This is a genomic window from Candidatus Rhodobacter oscarellae (assembly GCF_001078595.1).
Classification (GTDB): Bacteria; Pseudomonadota; Alphaproteobacteria; order Rhodobacterales; family Rhodobacteraceae; genus Rhodobacter_B; species Rhodobacter_B oscarellae.
In genome coordinates this window covers 949,082-966,097 of sequence record NZ_LFTY01000002.1, presented here as the reverse complement: position 1 = coordinate 966,097, position 17,016 = coordinate 949,082, and the positions used below count along the sequence as shown (strand labels likewise).

Below are 17,016 nucleotides of genomic sequence, written 5' to 3'. Positions count from 1 at the left end.
CGGCGCGCCCGTCACGCAATCCGATACCAAAGCGCCAGCACATCCGCTTCAGCGATCTGCATCGCCTGCCATGTGCCTGCGGGCCTGTCTGTGCCGCCCGGTTCATAGCAAAGCGTCGACCCATCTGCTGTCTGGCCCTGCTGCACGGCCACGCTGGAACACAGCATCGCATAGGTGTTGACCGCACCCGCTACGAGCGGGGCACTTTGCTGTTCAGCGCTGGCAGGCTTGGCCACGATGAAGGGCTTGGTGGCAAAATGCGATGTCACCCCAAGGTGGTTTTCGGCTGCGACGTGAACCGCAAACGCACCCGTCTGTGCGGACAAAAGCGGAATGTCGATTGCTTGGGTGCCGACCTCGCGGATATGGGTGCGAATGCCATCAGCGTCGGTCAGATCGACCCGGTAGCGCGCCACGGGTGATGCCCCGCCACGTTCCCAACCCACAGTGACCACAAAGCCCGCAGGCACATCGCGCCAAACAACCTGCACCGAAATGTTCTGCGGCGCAGCTGGCGGCGATGCGTCGGGCAAAAGGAAGGGCGCATCGTCATCGGCACGGATGCCCTGTTCCACACGGGCGAATTTGCCCGGATCATCTTCCAGCGCCACGATGTTGAACAGGTGACCTTCCGGGGTGTTCGACATGGCACGGAACTGGCGCGGCGGCAAATCCGACGCGGTCAGCACAAAGACACATCCGACCTTGATCGTCGGCGGAACCTGCGCCTGCAGCGTCAGGATAGTCGCCAGATCATCATCACCCGCATTGCTGCCCGCGACAGCGTATTCCCGGAACTCGCCCACCTCATTGGCCAGCAGTAGCGTGTGCGTCTCGCCAGCCCGCAGCAAGACGGGTGCATCGACCTCAATGTCGCGACGGTGCGCACTGATCGACAGAACACGGCCCCCCAGACGAAAACCGACCCGATGCTTGTCAGAAATCAGGATTTTGTCACCGGGCCGCAGCGCCGCATGATCAAAGCCCGCCTGATAGTTCACCGTTTCGCGCTGCGTGGTATTGGTGTCGACCAGCCATTTCGCATCGCGCAAGGCACCGCCCCGACTGGTTTGGAACGGCAAGGTGATGTCCGCTTGCCGCCGCCCATAGCGCTGGATGGCATCGGTGTCTTCAAAGACGATGCCCGCCTTGACCCGGAAATGGTCCGACTTGTCGCGGTAGCTGGCCACTACAGCCGTTTTTCGCGCCGTCAGCCCTGTGCCCGCATAGTTGAACGCACCATCGACCACATTGGCATTGGTGACAATCTTGACCGGATCACTGGGCGCATCCTGCACCGGAACCACAGCACCCGCGCCCCAATAGGTGACACCCCGAAACGCCGCCGAAAGCTGGGTGATGACCTGATAGGCCGCTTCGCGGGTGTTCATCACCCCGTTCATCGTAAAACGGGGCTCTAGCCCGCCCAGACCGTCATCGACCAGTTCATCGCAATACTTGCCGATTTGGTAGATGCGCCACTTGTCCACCAGTTCCGGCGCGATGCGTTCTCCAAGGCCCCATCGGTCTTCAAGAAACACCGTATAGGTGAAGAACGCCGGGTTATCGGTGAAAGCCAGCTTGAACGTGCCGTCCCAGATGCTGGTGTCGTCATATTCCCGCGTTTCCGGGTCATAATTGCTGGGCACCCAGCATTTCATTCCCTTCAGCCGATAGGACCGGGTGGGCACCCGACCGCCAAAGGCTTGCGCAGGAACCGCCAACGCCACATAGGCCGTGTTTGGGTAGCACAGCTTGGCGTCGATTATTTCGGTGTAGGACACGAAATAGATGACATCCTGAATGCTCGACACATCCGAATCCGGCATGGTGCGGCGCACCCGGATGGACACCGGGCGGACCTCTGGCAGTTCGACGCGGTAGCTGCGCTGATAGCCTGACGTGGTCTTGCCTGTGATCGAATACGCCCCGATCTCTTCCCAGCCCGCGCTGCCCGCCTGCATATCAATGGCAAAGGTGACCGTCGCGCCGGTCAGATCGCCGTTCTCGACATTCAGCGTCGACAAAGCCGACAAGCCGATCTTGATGCGAATGGCGTCAACATCCGCCGCCGCAATGGTGCGGGCAACGGGCAATGCCTCTTCGACCTCGACGCCGACATTCACTTCCGTCTCGACCGCTGAAAATCCGGGCACCGGCTCTTGATCCGGGGTGCCTGTGCGCAGCCAATATTCAACGCCCTCGAAATTGAACGACCCGTCTTCATTCTGAAGCGGCGTTTGATCGAAATAAATGCACTTGGCCGGGAAGTCTTCATCGGCCCAACCAGCGATTTCGCCTTCTGAGACGGCGTCAATCACATAGGCCGTCGAATCTGCCAGCAGGTTGTCCGGGTCTTCAATCGGTGTGCGCGTGGACCCGCCACCACCTTTCCCGCCTTTACGCCCGCCAATCGGTGTCAAATCAGTCATCACACTCGATCCTCGACATGAATGGCGGCGGAAATGACCACAGATCCAACCTCACATTCCCCCACCAGAACCGGCACCGGCACACCGGGCGTGGTGACGTTCACCGTACTGTTGAACAGGTCAGATGTGGGTTGTTCGCGGCTCTCATAGTCAGAGGCTCTTTGCGGGGCCAACATCTGAGACACACCGCCCAGAACCATCGCAACACCAACCTGCGCGACGATACCCGACACCGCCTTGCCCGCGATGGCCCAGCCCCCCGGAATGGCGAAGGACGCCGCAATCAAAAGGCCACCCAGAATGACCTTGCCCAACCCCTGACGCTTGGCCCCAATCGCCCGCGGAACAATGTGCAGCACCGCTTCATCGGTGGTGAAGGCCACATGCAGTTCCTGTGGCGACTGGTCCCGCCCGTCGATCTCTGCCCCCCGGAACACCTGATAGTAGCGGTCGCGGACATGCGCTTCGAACCCCTTCAGCATAGTGCAAAGCGCGCGCACAGCTTCTGCCGGGCTATCAACGGCCAGCCGGAATTCTTGGCCAAAGGTATCCCCCAAGGCCCCGTGAAGATGAATTGTTCGGATCATGTCAGCCCTTGGGTCGCAGCCAGTGGGTGATGTGTTTCAGTTTGCGGGCAATCGGTTCCCGATGGGACAGGTTGCCGTGCATGTGTTCCAACAGAAGGCCGTCACCCAGATAGATGCCCGCGTGATTGGGCACCTTGGACCGCACGGCCATCAGGTAGGCATCGCCCGGTCGCGCCAACTCTGCATATTCCTGCGGCGCGGTTGACAGGACTTCAAAGCCCTGCGCTTCCAGATTGTCCAGATAGAGGCCACCGGGCGTTTCGGGCGATGCCCACCATTCCCACTGTCGCGCAAACGCCGGAAGCGACGGCCCACCTTGTTCGGCGTAGTAGTCCGCCACCAGCGAATAGCAGTCGCTGACACCATGCAGAAACGCACGGGGCACATGCAGCCCATCGTGGAACACCGGCGGACGCGGCGCACCCCAGTGACACGCCAGTTCTGCACCATCGTCGCCCGGCACAAGGATGGCCCACGGGACGCCCGTTTCGATCTGCGCCGCCATATCCGCTTCAGACGGCCACCACGGCCCGCCGGGATGGGAATGGACAACGCCTTCCAGATCGCCCGCTGTATAGGCTTGCGCCAGATCCTTGGTCGGTACTTCAAAGGCGACCGAAGGGTCTTCTGCGACATTCTCGCAGGGCACAAATCTACCCGCGCGCACCAGCCCACAGGCTTCATTGGGCCGGGCTGCTGAAGCCCAAGCGCCCGCATCACGCAAAACATCCGCCGTGAACGGTGCGCACGGCTTTCGAAAGAACTCAGGATGAAACATCATTACCCCGTGCGGAATTTACCGGCCCCCGGAAAGCCGCCATAGGGCAGCTTGGCCGTAGCCCCAAATCTCAGTTTGCAGTCGGACAGTTGCCGCCCACATCGATCCTGCCCCGGCTCTGACACCGGATCGCCATTGGCATCGAAATAAGAAGCGCCCACGTAGGGACACGTCGCATTGGAATAGTCGAAGCCGCCATCGGCCAGCGCCCGGCGATAGGTCCACTGACAGTAGTTCAGCACCTGCCGACGCGGCAGATACACGTCTTCCAGATCCAGCGCCGACTGCAGTTGGAATTCGATCATGTCAGGCGTCTGATTAACCTTGCGGGCGACCGTATAGACCTCGACCCCCATATGAGCCTGCGGGTTCGGTTCCGAACCGTCATCCAAGAACTTGCGCAGGGTCTGCACCCGATGGACTTGCGCGCCCAGCAAATCGTCATGGGCCTCGACCATCGACATCAGATAGGCCGCGACTGACACCTGATCCCCGTCTTCGCGCGCCATCAAGAAGCGCACAGTCGGTTGCGGCAAGGTGCCACCAGCCGACCATTCCCAGCCTTCAGACTCGAACGGGATGACCGCATAGGTTTCGCCACCAAAGGCAGGCTGAACCTGCGCACCGTCCGCACCCGGCACAGGTGTCGGCGCGAAGCGGTACACATCGCCACCGATCACGCGCGCATCAACCGTGAACAGTTCAACGACATCATCGACCGCAAAGCCTTCCAACTCGCGGCGCATTGGGTCTTCAAACGTATCCATCAGACGATATCGAACTCTTGCCGGAAGGTCGCACGGATGCGCCACATGCGCTGACCGTTAAGATACCCCAAAGGAGACCGATTCCACTCAGCGCAAGACCAGATCAGTTCCTTGCCAGCCCACGGCAACTGATAGCGGAACGCTTCAACACCGCGCCGGTCAGTCAGGAAACTGTCGATATAGTCTGCTAAGTCTGCAGGCACATCCCATTGAACGGGAACTGACTGCACAATTGCATTTGGACCAGTGCCTGACCGCTGCGAATAGCCACCCTCGAATTCAGCGCGCCTGACACCTGCAGTCTTTTCGACCGGGGACTGATACAGTTGCGGACATTCCGCAGGGGCAAAGGTCAACATCACACACCTGCCTTTCGCTGATAGCGCGTGTCGATAACACCACCGGGGCGCATCGACTGACCAAGCTGCTGATTGAAAATCGAAACCATGACACCCCGCACAGCATCGGCAGTTTCACCCGCAACTTCCTGCGGCTGATCGCTTTGGGTGTGGACCTCGACCGACAGATTGATGTCACCCGATGACCCCATCATCACAGAGGGCGCGCCGCCGCCCACCAGACCGCCAGACGCATATTTCTGCGCCATGCCGAAATTCAGGGCATCCAGCAGCGGGCGATGTTTCTTGGTGGCCTCCGCGTTCATGACATATTCGCCATTGGACAGCATGGCAGGCACAAGGTCCGCACGCGGGCCACCCGGCCCGGTCACATACCCGCCCGACGCCAAGCGCTGCACCAGGCCACCATCCTTCAAGCCAAAGATCGAAGAAAAGATGCCCCCAAGAAGACCGCCACCGCCGCCGCCAAATGGACCAGACCCAAACAGTGCCGCTTCCAGTGCCGCGCGGGCCAGCATCTTGGCCACATTGGCCAGTACGTCCGCGAAGTCTTCGCCCGCGATAATGGCATCCAGCAGGCTGTCTTTGATGCTCTGGCCCAGATCGGCCAACTGCTGTTCCTGTTGCGCCAGACGCTCGTTTTGCGCCTCTTGCTCTTCCTTGGCCGCAACCACCCGACCGATTGCATCGGCCTGTTCGCGGATCAGTTCGGCATAGGTCTTTTCTTGCCCCGCCAGACGTTCATTCAAATCGATCCCACGCCGCTTGGCATCCTGCGTCAGCATATATTCCGCGCGCAGGCGCGCTTGCTCTGACGCGCTCTTCCCGATCAGAGCTGCTTCGAATTCGGCATCGGAAAGCTGCTGTTGTGCCGCCTCGACCAGCCCCTGTCGCAATTCCAACGCCCGTTCACGCTGTTCGATTTCACGTTCAAGCGCCCGCTGGCGTTCATCATCAGCCCGCTTTTCTTCAGCCTCTGCCGCCCGGCGCGCTTCGGCCAATTCACGTTCCTGACGCAGTGCTGCTTCCTCGACCCCCACACCATTGGAAAAGACCTGCGCTTCGGTCAGGCGACGGTCACGGTTGATGCCGCCGTTATGTCCAGCAAGCCCCCGAATGGCATTTGCGATTTCGTCTGAACTGCCAGACCGGACCACACTGGAAATCCCAGCACCTTCCGCGCCGATGGACCCGTAGTTGTAGGCAACACTGGTCAGCGCGGCCTGCTGGGCCGGGTTGAATTGGTTCCAACGGGCCATACCGATTTCATCAATGATGCCGCGCTGGAATTCGACAATGCGCCGAGCCAGATCGCGGTTGGCATCCTCGACACTAACGGTCATGCCCTGTGTGACGCGGCGCACCGACCCATCCGACAGCGTGACTGTGTCAGACCCGTAGCCCGCCCGATAAATGGGCGGACCCACACGATTGCCTTCGCCGTCGCGCCTGCCATCATCATAGGCACTGGAACTGAAACCCTCGAAACGGCGCAACAGCGCGGCAGAAGCCGTCTGACCATCAGATGACCCAGCAAGCGTTCCAAACACCGAACGCCATTCGTCTGGCACCTTGAATTCGGTGAACATGTCACGGGCTAACCCCAGCTTTTGCAGCAACCGATCAACAGCACCCAAGACGATGTCGAACTGGCCCTCAAGATTGTCCAGACGCACTCCATCCAGCTTCGCACCCTCTTCAGTGGCATCAGTGATCAAGCCAAGAAGTGTTTCGATGGCTGCGCGCGTTTCCCCACCTTCATCTGCCGGAATATGGGCCAGTAATTCCCGCATTTCACGGGCCTGTTCATTCAGTTCGCGGATGCGGGTTTCATGATCCCCGATCCGGGCAATCTCTTCATCAATCGCAGCGATGACCGCTTCAGCATCTGCCAACGCCTGATCATTGCCATCGGCGCGGGCGCTGTCGCGCATAGCCAACGCCGCATCCCGATCAGCTGCCAGTTCTTTCAGGCGCGCAGTGTCACGCGCATATTTCTCGACCAACTCCGAAAAGCGAAGCCCTGCTGCCCCAGCACCATCGCCCGTTTCATCAAGAGCCGTATCCAGACGGTCCAAGGCCGCAACCGCTTGCCGCAATTCACTTTCCACCGGGGCAAAGCCATCCGCCAATTTCGCCGCGTCGGCATTGTCCAGACCCTGCAGCCTCTCGCGCAGTTCATCGACAGCAACCAGCGCAGCGCGAATATCCCCCGATTCCGCGCCCGCACGAAACTGTTCAAACAGATCGACAACACCCTGCGCCTGATCTGCACTGACGCCGAAATCTAGTTCAATGTCTCTCAACGTGCCCAGCTCTTCCAAAAGGGCTTTCTGCTCTTCAACAAACTGCAAGTTATATTGCACGTTGATGCTCGCTTCGATCTGCGACTCCGCAGCCGAAATTTCGCGCTGAATTTCTGCGGCGATTTCATCACGACCGGACATGGCATCCTGAAGGCGGTCGATAAACGGGTTTTCCTCAATGAACTTCTGGATGGCCGTATCCGCCGCACCGATAGCCTGTTCTTCTTTCAGACGCGCCAAGGCGCGTGTCAGGTCGATGACCTCATCCGTGACTACCCCATACATTTTCTGAAGCTGTTCCAAGTCGGTGATCAGATCCGCCGCCTCATTCACATCTGCAACTGCTGTCGCAAACAGGTCCATGGCATCAGCGAAATCTTTGACTTCATCCTTCGCCTTGTCCGCCTCTTCACCTGTCTTCAGAAAATGCCCTGCCAGCGGGAACAAAACAGCAGCGACGGTCCCGGCCACAGCCCCAAACGCGCCAAAACCCGCCAGCAACTGCGGAAGCTGCTGCCCCATGATGCGCATGGGGGATGTGCCCATTTCGAACTGGACGGCCATGTCACCGACTTGGTTTGCCGCGTTCTGGATCATGAACCGCCCGTTGCGGCTGATGGTCCCCGTCCGCGCAACCGCCGTTCCGGTTTGCATGGCGCTGGTTTTCACAGCGTCATATTGCGCCTTCAGCAATTTCATGGCGCGGGCATGTTCTTTGGTGGTGATCTCCCCATATTTCAGGGCATCGGCCAACTTCTTTTCACCCTGCTGAAAGCGCTGTGTCGCAGCGAACACCGGGTCCATGGAAGCCATCAGGCTTTCATAACCCTTGCGGCGCTTGTCCAGTTCCCGCTGAATCGCATTGGCAGATGCCGATGCCGACTTCTGGGTCTTGCGCTCCATGTCGGAAAAGCGCTGTTCCATGCCGGTCGACATCTTCTTGGCTACACCATAGGCGCGTGAAAGCTGCTTTTCAAACTTGGCCAGCGATGCTTCCAACCGGACAGCAAGAAGTTGGGATTCACCCTCAGTCATGCGCCTTCCTTCGGCTCATACTTGTCCAGAATGGACAGGAATTCGTCTTCGCTCAGATGGTCAATCGGCGCATCTGGACGCGATGCGTTGTAGCCCCGCATCATGTTCACATAGTCGGAATAGCGCAGCCCCCGCACATCCTGCGGTGACATGTTGAACACCCGGCTGATCTGCGACACTTCGCTGAACTTGATCGGTTCTGGCGTGTCACCGTCAGATTTCTGTTCAGGCTCTTCCACGCCAACCATCAGGCTGGCCAGCAAATCGCTGGCAATGCCTGCATTGTCAGAAAGCCCGATCTTGTCGAAATGGGCATTCATCAGGCGCTTCGCGTCGATCACGCTTTCGCCGCCACCGATCAGGCCGATGCGCAACGTTTCATGCACATCCATGACAGAAAACTGACCACTGGCCAGCTTCTGGAACGTGACGCCAATGGCCTGTTTGGCCAATGCCTCTTCCAGATCCATGATCAGGCCAAGGCGTAGGCGGAAAAGACGCTCCTTTCCCGCCCAGTAGCGAATGACTTCACCGCCCATCAGGCTGCGTCAGTCCATTCGCGCTTGCCAGCGCCCTGCAGGTTCGCCGTGAAGTTCACCACGCCATGGCCCTCATTGCCGAATTCCAGCTGCTGCAGCATCATCGGCACGATCCAATGACCGCCATTGTTCGCGGCACTTTCGTCCATGAACAGCTTGACGTTCTTCACAGTGCCGCCATCGGCCCATTCACGCCATGTCGGCCACGCTTCCATGGCAACAGTCCCAGCGATGGTCGCGGACGTGTCCTGACTTTCCAGATAGCGGATGATGGTGGGTACCACGTCAAGCGGGTTGGCGCAGTCCAACACAGTGGTTTCGCCCAGATTGTTGGTCAGTGTCACGTTGCGAGAGTTAGCCCCGCAGGTGAAGGCGAAGGTTTCGTTTTGCTCTGCACCGTCACCCAATTGAATGACGAAGCGATGCGTCTGTTTTCCAGTGCCCATGGATCAATCCTTTCTTACTGGCTCTGCTGATTGAACGGACAGGCATGAAGCCGCCGCCCTGCTGTCGCCACCGCTTCGGTGACTTGGCATTTGATAAATCGCCATCTAACTGGCGCGAAATTCAGGTCTGGTCTTCCAGTTCAAATTCGAACTGCAGGATGGCGTGAGTAACGCCGTCTTTCGGATCGGGAATGATCCGGGATAGCGTGAGGTGCCCACGCACAAAGGCATTCTGATCAAGCGGCAACACCGCCTCACTGAACAAGTGCTTCAAACGATGGACGATGTCTTTGCATTCGACACGACCAACAGCGCGCGACCAGACATCCAACTGCACAACGTGTTTTTCGGCGCGCAAGCCCTCGAACTCCCCCAGATCCATCGTAGAAGGCCCAAAACTCACATAAGCCGTGACAGCGCCATAGGGGTCTTCGGGGACACCGTCATAGATGCCACCAATAAGCGCCATCAGACCTGCATCAACTTCGACCGCCGCCACGATGGCCCCCTGCAGTTCTACGTCAGGTGCGGTCATTGCATTCCCTTCTTGATGGCCTTGTTGATGTCCCGCGTGATGCGGCTGCGAACCCGGCGGCGCAGGCTGCGATAGGCCGGGAAAAAATATGGATGGGCGCGCTGATTTTGCGTCCCGAATTCTTGCCACGCCGCATAGAACGCATCGTCATTCCCAGCATAGACCGTGATGCGCAATGTGCCGTATTCCTGCCCGCCGACCGCGCCCAAAACCAGCGAACCCTTTGGGGCATCGCCCCATGTCCATCCGATGCTGTCACGCAGATCACCGCTGTCCACCGGGGCCAGCGACCGCGCCATATCCACGATTTCCTGCGCACCCTTTTCCAGCGCCGCCGTGGCCGATTTCCTTACCTCTTCCGGGACGGTTTGCGTGAACTTCCGGCGCAAGGCTTCCAGCCCCTTAACCACCGATCGGAACCGCCTCGACCAAGATTTCCAAGAACATCCGATCATCGGTCGGGCGCGGCTGCTCTTTGACTTCATAGGCACGGCCACCCGCAACGACCCGCCAGTGCGGCGCGATGGTCTTTGCCTGCGCAGTGCTACGCAACGTCAGGATAGCTGGCTGCTTTGACGCCAACCGCGATTCAATCACACCTTCGCCGCCACGCAGAAAGCGGAAACCACCCCAATCTCGGAAGACCTCCTGAAAGTCACCGCGTTTGTTGCCATAACCGTCATCAGCCTCGACACGCTCTTGCAGGCTGCAGACATGATCCAGATCCGTAATCTTCATCATTCACCTACATCGCAAACCGGCGATAACGCGCAGTCAGACGATCAACGCCGCGCATGATTTCGTCGGTCACACCATCTTCAGCACTCGCGCCACGGCAGTGAAAGAAATGCGCCATCAGAACCTTGGCTGCATCAATGATGTCGCCCGGAACAGATTCCACGTCAGGCCAACCAGCTGTGAAGCGCACTTCAACAGCATCTGGTCGGTCAGCCACTTGTGGCCAGCTGCTTCCAGAAAGAAGGGCAACGCGCCATTCGCGACCACGCTTGACCAACTGATAGTTCTGCGGTGCAAAAGTTCCTGTTTGCCCATCCGGGCCTGTGGAGCGGATTTCATCAACGGATGCGATGCGCGCAAAAGGCATGCGCAAAACCTGCGCGCCAAAGGATGCCCCCTTCATCGCCCATTGCTGTGCGACCAATGGAAAACCAAGACCACCAAAACCATCTTCATCCACATCCAAGAATGCAGACGCAGTGGAAATCGCCGCCTCGACCTCGCCACCAGTTTCATCGCTCAGGATGCGAAGATAATCCTTCGCATCCTGAAGTTCGATCAGATCGGCACCGCCACCTGAAATCCGCTCAAGCCACATGGTTTGCGCCTAAGTCCAGCTTCAACTGCGGCTCTGCCGAACCGTCGTCCGAAACATCAATCTGTTCCGGGAACATGTCGATCAGCGACAGAACCTCCCCCAGAAGCGCAACAGCTTCATCATCCAGCACGTCGCCGCTGTCCGGGTCAGGCTGGATCATGTCACGCAGCTTTTCAGCCTGCGCGCGCGCCGCCTGCATCTGCAATGCGGCCATCTGAAGTTCACCAGCCAGCGATGCAGTCTCTTTTTGCGCAAGATTGCGCTCTTCAATCGCCGCGTCACGGGCAGACAGCGCAGCCCGCGCAGTTTCGCCCTGAACCTTTATCTGGTCCATGACCTTCGGATCGTCATCAGTTGGTTCGCAATAACCTTCCGATTTCCAAGCCTCATACACATGCGGGGGAAGCCACGTTGTATCATGCGGCTTCAGGCTATAACGCCCGCCTTCGACCGCCGTTTTCATCTTCACAAAGATGCCTTCAGCGACAATGCCTTCCTTGGACATCGCGTCGAATTCCTTCTGCGGCAATTCCAACCGCCGCCCTTCGGTCAAGTTGACAGATTCATCACCTTCACCAGTCGCGCAATCCCGCAGCGCAAACGCCACAATCATCTTGCCTGCATCCTTGGCGGATGCCGCCGTTTTCTTAGCTGCCATTGTCAGCACCCTTTCTGTCAAAAGAAACCGCCGCCCGATCAAACGAGCGACGGCGTTTCAGTTCTTCGCCAATTAGGCGGCGGCGTGACGCATCTTCTTGATGGCCGCGTTGTTCGCCGCGATGGTCTTGCCATCGGTGCGAAGCATCGCAAGGAAGCCGACCTGACCCTTCTTGGTGTAGGCCGAGTCCGTGAACCGGAACAGCGTGATGTCCATCACGTCGCGGACCAGATACTTCGACATGTCACCGAAGAGCATGGAGTCAGCACCAGCAGCAGGTTCCGCCATGTCCTGATTGACGGTGTAACCGTAGTTCAGGATTTCGGCAGGCGCTTCACTGGAAATGCCCGGCACCCAGATCGGACGGCCCTCGCCATCCTTCATCTTCTTGGCCACCTTCAAAGCGGTGTCATGGAACATCCACGACCCGTCCCGGCGATAGATCGGATCAACCGAGTGTTCCAGCTCGACAAAGTCATCATAGGTGAAGCTGTCGACCAAACCCACTGCCGTGGTGTGACCCAGACCAGCACCGTTCACAATGCCCGTAGGCTTGCCGTTGCCGTCACCAATGGTGTAGCCGCGATTGGTCAGACGCGACAGCCGCGCCGCCAAAAGGCCATTCAGCATACCTTCCAGATTGCCGATTCCGGCATCCTGCAGCAGGGCAAACGGAATGGCCACAACCTTGGAACTGGCCAAATGCGCGCCGATGGAAATGGTGCCAAAGGAAACATCGCCATCCGCAGCCGCCGCATTTTCGGCAAGCCATTCACCCATCACTGCGGTTTCATCCACTGTCGGCCACTGGATGTTTTCACCGCTGGCCGTGGACTGCACATTCGCAACAGAACGGACACCGCCATATTCAGCCATGGCTTCCAGAAGGACGCCGCTGAACGTGGTCGGCACCAGATAGCCGCCTTCGCTGTCAACGCCGGTCGACTGTGCATTCTGAACCTGACGGCCATATTCGGCCAGGACGTTTTCAGGCAAGCGGTTGACGGCATTTTCACCGCCGCGAACATAGGCATCAAACACCATGGCCCGGACTTCATCGCCGGGGCGCGCAGGCTGCTGGCAACCGGAATTCTGATTGCCCGTAGGCGTGTCAGGGTCACTGGCCTCAGATTGCAGGCGGGCTTCTAGATCCAGCTGCTGCTGTTCCGCCTTGATCTTCGCGTCGATGCGCTCGATGTCGGCATAGATTTCATCAATCCGTTTCTGGTCGAACTCGCCAGTGGTTTCGTCCAGAATGTTCCGCGCTTCTTTCGCCAGCGCGTCACGCTGCTTTCGCAGTTCGGCAATGGTCTTGGGCATTCCCAATCCTCCATAAAAAAACCCGGCCAAAGCCGGGCGGTTTCGGTTTTGCGGACGCGCCGCAGGTCAGGGCGCAGTGCGTTCGAAGAACTCCAACTTGCGCATCTGGGCAGCACGATGTGCAGCCGCAGCTTTGTCGCCCGCATCCGGCGCATCTGCCGGGGGCGTTTTCTTCGGGGCATTCTTGTAAATGCTCAGGTCGAAACGGTCATTAGGACCGCCTTGCTTGTCATAGACGCGGTCGACCAAACCCATGTCCAAGGCTTCATCAGCCTCGAACCACGTTTCTTCATTCATCAGTTCGATGAATTCATCATCTGACTTGCCAGTTTTGGCGGCGTAGTCACGGCGGATACCATTGTCGATCTTCAACAGCAGATCCGCGCCTTTCTGATGCTCACGGTTGTCACCGATGGTCCAACCCCAAGCATTGTGGATCATGATCTGCGCGCCCTGCGCGATTTCGATCTCATCCCCGCCCATCATCAAATAAGATGCAGCCGACGCAGCAACACCGTCGATATGAACCACGACGCGGGCGCTGTGCTGCTCAAGAGCGGTTTTCATTGCTCGGGCCATGAACACATCACCTCCCGGACAATCCAAGCGCAGATGAATGACATCCGCCTCGATCCCATTCAGTTCGGTGCGGAATTCCGCAGAAGTCACACCCCAATAGCCGATGGCATCATATAGCATGACCTCGACCGCTGAATTGTCATCATCCATAGCCCGAACCTGCAGGCCATTGGCTTTCCCGTCTTTGGCCTGCAATGCGCGGGCCATGATTTCCTTGAAGTTCATCAGGATTCCTCTCGGCTGGTTTGGAAATATGGCGCGGGCGGTTGCGCGCCGCCGTCATCCGCCTCTTCCCCTTTGTCCGATCCGCCTTTGGGAACCGGGCGAAACACCTTATCGGCTTCCGGGTCATCAAGCGGCGCATCGCCCTCCTGTTCCCGAATTTCATTTTGCGACTTCCAGCCGGGATGCTGTGTGCCGCCCAAGGCGATTTTGTTCATCTCATAGCGCGCGCCGATGTCGGCCCGCAGCAGCGAGTCCAAATTGAACTTGATGCCAACGCCCGCCAGACGCTCTTCGCGGGTCAGCAGCTTGCGGGCCAATTCAGCCTCAAACCGCTTCACATGTTTGCGCAGGCCCAGAATGTAGAACTGGGCTGTCTGGGCATTGATCCCCGTACCCCAGCTGGTCGACTTTTCCGTCTCACCGATCAGATGCGGCGGAACACCATAGGCGCGTGCAACGTCCAGCACCTGAAAGGCGCGTGACTGGAACAGCTGCGCTGTTTCCGGGTCAGTCATCAAGCTGACGAATTTGCCGCCCTCTGCCAGAACAGCAGGCAAGTGCGAATTCTGCACCCCTGCCATTTTGCGCATCCAGTATTGGCGAACTTCATCTGCGACCTTTTCATCGACCTTGCCTTCATAGGTGATGTAGCCGCTTGGGGTGCCGCCCTGCTTGTAGAACAGACGGGCATATTCATCCGCGTCCAGCCCGATCCCGATGGACCGCCCAAAGCACTTCAGCGGTGACAGGGCTTCCAGCCCCTTCATCGTGGCCGATGCCCGGAAATGCAGGATGTCATCCTGATCACGGCCATAGGTCTTGCCGTCTTCCGTGATCTGATAAGCCGCCCGTGCGCCGCGCAGCCACGGCTTTACCATGGCGTCGAACAGCGGGCGCAAACCAATAGCTTCCCCCCGGCCATTGCGGATGATTTCCGCATAAGCGTTGCCTTCCAGAAAGGCCAAGGCGAACAAGCCTTCAAAGAACACTTCCGCAGAAAACAACGGATGCGGATCAACATGCACCAGATAATGCGCGGCATGATCGTTCAGGATTTCACTGCCCTTTGAAGCACCCTTATGGACCACCCGCACCGGCAATGTGCCGATTGTGCCCGCCAGCAGTGAGACACACCCGAACACAGCGGTCAGCTTCATAGCCGATTCCCGCGTGACAACGTCTTTCCCCATGAACCCGAAGAATTCCTGCCATTCCTCGACACTGGCCGAAGACTGCAGATTCATCGGCATGCGGTCAGGCTCTGCCGGGGCAGCGACAGCCGGTTCGACGCGGGGCGCTTCAGCAGCCTTTGGTCGCGATCCGAATATCCGTTCAAACATCAACAAATCCTCGCGTCACAACGCCCTTGCTTTCGCCTTCCTCGACAACCTGACACAGCGGCCACAAGCCATTGATCAGTGCATCGATCCCGTCGATCTTGTCTTCCGGTGCCAGTTTGGTCGGGAAAATGTAGTCCCCGCCCGGCACCTGTTTCAGCAGCGTATTGCCTGCCATCCACGTCAGAACCGCGTTGCCGTCATGCAGCAACCGATGATCATCAACAGCGGCAATCAGCTTGTTGAACGGCTCATTCGTGTTTGCAGCCCGCTTGCGCAGTTCGACGGCCAAAATCCCGGCCTCATCCCATGTCGCCGCCATCTGCTGCGCGAACTGCGCGTCATACACGACCATTTCTGCGTCCAAGACTGGAAGATCGCCCCAGCCCCATTCGTTTCGCGGATCATGGTCAGCGCCATGGCCGCACAACTGCATGACCAAGGCTTCAACCAATCGCAGATCCAGTTCAGCGCCGGGCGTTGTCTTGATCAGCCGCTTCTGCGCCCAACCCCAAAGATGTTCATTGCCCGGTGCATCCACGACCTTCTGCGGAAGGCAGTGCCAGCTGAATGCGGTCATCGGACCTTTCGCCGGATCATCTTCATCCGGGAAAATCACCACCACGCTTGACGGGTCATGGCGTGTGGCAAGGTCGACGCCGATGTAACAGCGTCGCCCGGCAAAATCTTCGATCTTCAGCGACGTGTCTTCGCCCGCGCGCCAGCCCTCCATGTCGATGGCCGATGCACCCACACTGGTCCAAATATCCAAGTGCTTGCGCAGGAACTCACCCATTGCCGCTGGGCTTGCCGCTGCTTTCTTCCATTCGTCCTGCATGTACTGCAGCGACTTGGCTGCGTGCAGGGAAGGATTGGCCTTTTCCCAAGCGACCGGATCGCCCGGATCATCCCCTTCATCGGCTTCGAAGATCAGCCCGAAATAGCTGTCATCCTCGAATGTCCCGTCCAAAATGCGCTGCAGATATTTCCGCTGTTCATAGCAGATCCCCGCAGTGTTGTAGCCCGCCGTGGTGATCGCAATCAGCAAAGGCTGTTCGCGGGCACCCAAAGCGCTGGCCATCGAATCCCACACATCGCGCTTTTCGTGTTCATGCAATTCATCGACAATCGCACAGTGCGGGTTTTTACCATCCTTCGACTTGGTCTGACTGGCAATCGGTTGGAAAACCGCCGCAGGGTCCGCCGTCTTGATTTTGTGTTCTTCCACATGCAGGCCAAGCAATTCATCAAGCCCCATGCCTTCGGCCCGGCCCGTCATCGCCATGACACGCGCTGCATCAAACACGATGCGGGCCTGATGGGTCGACGCCGCAGCCGAATAGACCTTCGCGCCCGGCTCACCATCCGGCCCCAGAAAGTAAAGACCGACGCCCGCCAGCAGCGTCGATTTTCCGTTCTTGCGCGGAACCTCGACATAGGCCGTGCGGAACCGACGAATGCCGGTGACCATGTGACGCCAACCGCCGATCTGACTGATCAGGAATGCCTGCCACCCCAGAAGAGTGATGGTTTCATTGCGCGCTGCCCAAGCCCCTTCGATATGGGGCAAGGCTTCCATGAAAGCGCACATATGTTCCGACGCCTCCATGTCGAAGACATATGGAAACTGGTCAGTGCCCGCGCGCTTCAGATCGGCCCGGAACCGCTTGCAGGCTTGCTTGATCCGCTTACAGCTGGGCTGCTTGTTCGACAGAATGTCATCGACCCAATCCAGCGCGCGCAGCGTGATCGGTGTTTCGACAGATGCGTCCAGCAT

The 17,016-nt window shown here is 58.6% G+C and carries 17 protein-coding genes; all 17 read right to left on the bottom strand.

The features are described from left to right. Positions 1 to 11: 11 nt before the first annotated feature. Entirely contained in the window at positions 12 to 2,423 is a 2,412-nt protein-coding gene (locus tag AIOL_RS09620; RefSeq protein WP_160314451.1) for a host specificity protein J, read from the bottom strand. An 8-nt stretch (positions 2,424 to 2,431) separates the two neighbouring features. Beyond that, positions 2,432 to 3,019 carry a tail assembly protein gene (locus AIOL_RS09615; protein WP_082152510.1) on the bottom strand — a complete coding sequence of 196 codons (588 nt, stop codon included), beginning with the start codon at positions 3,017 to 3,019 and terminating at the stop codon, positions 2,432 to 2,434. 1 nt (position 3,020) lies between these two features. Beyond that, positions 3,021 to 3,800 (bottom strand): C40 family peptidase, encoded by a 780-nt coding sequence (locus AIOL_RS09610; RefSeq protein ID WP_082152509.1) that lies wholly within the window; start codon positions 3,798 to 3,800, stop codon positions 3,021 to 3,023. Beyond that, positions 3,800 to 4,564, bottom strand: coding sequence for a phage minor tail protein L (locus tag AIOL_RS09605; RefSeq protein ID WP_049642780.1), 765 nt, complete (start codon positions 4,562 to 4,564; stop codon positions 3,800 to 3,802). The genes AIOL_RS09610 and AIOL_RS09605 overlap by 1 nt, the downstream gene beginning before the upstream one ends. After that, a complete protein-coding gene (locus AIOL_RS24355; RefSeq protein WP_082152508.1) occupies positions 4,564 to 4,923 on the bottom strand; it encodes a phage tail protein in 360 nt (119 codons plus the stop codon). The genes AIOL_RS09605 and AIOL_RS24355 overlap by 1 nt, the downstream gene beginning before the upstream one ends. Beyond that, positions 4,923 to 8,264 (bottom strand): glycoside hydrolase family protein, encoded by a 3,342-nt coding sequence (locus tag AIOL_RS09595; protein WP_152912454.1) that lies wholly within the window; start codon positions 8,262 to 8,264, stop codon positions 4,923 to 4,925. Before AIOL_RS09595 ends, AIOL_RS24355 begins: the two co-directional genes overlap by 1 nt. Further along, the gene (locus tag AIOL_RS09590; RefSeq protein ID WP_049642777.1) at positions 8,261 to 8,803 is read right to left on the bottom strand and encodes a gene transfer agent family protein; all 543 of its coding nucleotides are present in this window, start codon (positions 8,801 to 8,803) and stop codon (positions 8,261 to 8,263) included. The genes AIOL_RS09595 and AIOL_RS09590 overlap by 4 nt, the downstream gene beginning before the upstream one ends. Then, a complete protein-coding gene (locus tag AIOL_RS09585) occupies positions 8,803 to 9,249 on the bottom strand; it encodes a hypothetical protein (RefSeq protein ID WP_049642776.1) in 447 nt (148 codons plus the stop codon). The genes AIOL_RS09590 and AIOL_RS09585 overlap by 1 nt, the downstream gene beginning before the upstream one ends. 121 nt (positions 9,250 to 9,370) lie before the next feature. Beyond that, on the bottom strand, positions 9,371 to 9,784 hold the full coding sequence (locus AIOL_RS09580) for a DUF3168 domain-containing protein (RefSeq protein WP_049642775.1): 414 nt from the start codon (positions 9,782 to 9,784) through the stop codon (positions 9,371 to 9,373). Beyond that, a complete protein-coding gene (locus AIOL_RS09575) occupies positions 9,781 to 10,173 on the bottom strand; it encodes an HK97-gp10 family putative phage morphogenesis protein (protein WP_200898747.1) in 393 nt (130 codons plus the stop codon). Before AIOL_RS09575 ends, AIOL_RS09580 begins: the two co-directional genes overlap by 4 nt. A 13-nt stretch (positions 10,174 to 10,186) precedes the next feature. Continuing rightward, positions 10,187 to 10,525 carry a head-tail adaptor protein gene (locus AIOL_RS23935; protein WP_053101229.1) on the bottom strand — a complete coding sequence of 113 codons (339 nt, stop codon included), beginning with the start codon at positions 10,523 to 10,525 and terminating at the stop codon, positions 10,187 to 10,189. 4 nt (positions 10,526 to 10,529) lie between these two features. Then, a complete protein-coding gene (locus tag AIOL_RS24350) occupies positions 10,530 to 11,120 on the bottom strand; it encodes a head-tail connector protein (RefSeq protein ID WP_082152507.1) in 591 nt (196 codons plus the stop codon). After that, positions 11,110 to 11,778, bottom strand: coding sequence for a hypothetical protein (locus AIOL_RS09560; RefSeq protein ID WP_152912453.1), 669 nt, complete (start codon positions 11,776 to 11,778; stop codon positions 11,110 to 11,112). The genes AIOL_RS24350 and AIOL_RS09560 overlap by 11 nt, the downstream gene beginning before the upstream one ends. A 72-nt stretch (positions 11,779 to 11,850) precedes the next feature. Continuing rightward, on the bottom strand, positions 11,851 to 13,098 hold the full coding sequence (locus AIOL_RS09555; RefSeq protein WP_049642771.1) for a phage major capsid protein: 1,248 nt from the start codon (positions 13,096 to 13,098) through the stop codon (positions 11,851 to 11,853). 66 nt (positions 13,099 to 13,164) lie between these two features. Continuing rightward, positions 13,165 to 13,902: a head maturation protease, ClpP-related gene (locus AIOL_RS09550; RefSeq protein ID WP_049642770.1), complete on the bottom strand. Its 738-nt coding sequence runs from the start codon at positions 13,900 to 13,902 to the stop codon at positions 13,165 to 13,167. After that, the gene (locus AIOL_RS09545; protein WP_082152506.1) at positions 13,902 to 15,242 is read right to left on the bottom strand and encodes a phage portal protein; all 1,341 of its coding nucleotides are present in this window, start codon (positions 15,240 to 15,242) and stop codon (positions 13,902 to 13,904) included. Before AIOL_RS09545 ends, AIOL_RS09550 begins: the two co-directional genes overlap by 1 nt. Next, on the bottom strand, positions 15,235 to 17,016 hold the full coding sequence (locus AIOL_RS09540; protein ID WP_049642768.1) for a terminase large subunit: 1,782 nt from the start codon (positions 17,014 to 17,016) through the stop codon (positions 15,235 to 15,237). Before AIOL_RS09540 ends, AIOL_RS09545 begins: the two co-directional genes overlap by 8 nt.

Coding starts and splice junctions, on each gene's coding strand:
- AIOL_RS09615 (WP_082152510.1), bottom strand. CDS start 3,019: ATGATCCGAACAATTCATCTTCACGGGGCCTTGGGGGATACCTTTGGC.
- AIOL_RS09610 (WP_082152509.1), bottom strand. CDS start 3,800: ATGATGTTTCATCCTGAGTTCTTTCGAAAGCCGTGCGCACCGTTCACG.
- AIOL_RS09605 (WP_049642780.1), bottom strand. CDS start 4,564: ATGGATACGTTTGAAGACCCAATGCGCCGCGAGTTGGAAGGCTTTGCG.
- AIOL_RS24355 (WP_082152508.1), bottom strand. CDS start 4,923: ATGTTGACCTTTGCCCCTGCGGAATGTCCGCAACTGTATCAGTCCCCG.
- AIOL_RS09595 (WP_152912454.1), bottom strand. CDS start 8,264: ATGACTGAGGGTGAATCCCAACTTCTTGCTGTCCGGTTGGAAGCATCG.
- AIOL_RS09590 (WP_049642777.1), bottom strand. CDS start 8,803: ATGGGCGGTGAAGTCATTCGCTACTGGGCGGGAAAGGAGCGTCTTTTC.
- AIOL_RS09585 (WP_049642776.1), bottom strand. CDS start 9,249: ATGGGCACTGGAAAACAGACGCATCGCTTCGTCATTCAATTGGGTGAC.
- AIOL_RS09580 (WP_049642775.1), bottom strand. CDS start 9,784: ATGACCGCACCTGACGTAGAACTGCAGGGGGCCATCGTGGCGGCGGTC.
- AIOL_RS23935 (WP_053101229.1), bottom strand. CDS start 10,525: ATGATGAAGATTACGGATCTGGATCATGTCTGCAGCCTGCAAGAGCGT.
- AIOL_RS24350 (WP_082152507.1), bottom strand. CDS start 11,120: ATGTGGCTTGAGCGGATTTCAGGTGGCGGTGCCGATCTGATCGAACTT.
- AIOL_RS09560 (WP_152912453.1), bottom strand. CDS start 11,778: ATGGCAGCTAAGAAAACGGCGGCATCCGCCAAGGATGCAGGCAAGATG.
- AIOL_RS09555 (WP_049642771.1), bottom strand. CDS start 13,098: ATGCCCAAGACCATTGCCGAACTGCGAAAGCAGCGTGACGCGCTGGCG.
- AIOL_RS09550 (WP_049642770.1), bottom strand. CDS start 13,902: ATGAACTTCAAGGAAATCATGGCCCGCGCATTGCAGGCCAAAGACGGG.
- AIOL_RS09545 (WP_082152506.1), bottom strand. CDS start 15,242: ATGTTTGAACGGATATTCGGATCGCGACCAAAGGCTGCTGAAGCGCCC.
- AIOL_RS09540 (WP_049642768.1), bottom strand. CDS start 17,016: ATGCTGGACGCATCTGTCGAAACACCGATCACGCTGCGCGCGCTGGAT.